The sequence below is a fragment of the Streptomyces sp. BE303 genome (genome assembly GCF_036290945.1).
In the GTDB taxonomy this organism is placed as follows: Bacteria; Actinomycetota; Actinomycetes; order Streptomycetales; family Streptomycetaceae; genus Kitasatospora.
In genome coordinates this window covers 1-443 of sequence record NZ_JAQYWZ010000644.1, presented here as the reverse complement: position 1 = coordinate 443, position 443 = coordinate 1, and the positions used below count along the sequence as shown (strand labels likewise).

The 443-nt window shown below is 74.3% G+C and carries 1 protein-coding gene; it reads left to right on the top strand.

What is annotated here, in order from left to right:
- The coding region (locus PUR56_RS15265; RefSeq protein WP_329949319.1) for a beta-ketoacyl synthase N-terminal-like domain-containing protein at nucleotides 1-443 on the top strand (443 nt) is incomplete at both ends.

Here is a 443-nt window from a genome sequence, read left to right as displayed (position 1 = left end):
TACCGGCCGCTCCGGCCGCGCCGGTCACCGACGATCCGATCGTCATCGTCGGGTTGGCCTGCCGGTTCCCGGGCGGGGCCGACACCCCGGAGGACCTCTGGGACCTGCTGGCCTCCGGGACCGACGCCATGGGCGGGTTCACCACGGACCGCGGCTGGGACCTGGAAGCCCTCTACCACCCGGACCCGGAGCACCCCGGCACCACGTACACCCGGGACGGCGGCGTCGTGTCCGCCGCCGGTGAGTTCGACGCGGGGCTGTTCGGGATCGCGCCGCGCGAGGCGCTGGCGATGGACCCGCAGCAGCGGTTGCTGCTGGAGACGTCGTGGGAGGCGTTCGAACGGGCCGGGGTCGACCCGCTGTCGCTCCGCGTCGAGCAGCTCCGCGTGGACGCCGGAACCAACGGTCAGGACTCCGACGCGCTGCTGGACGACGGGGCCGAG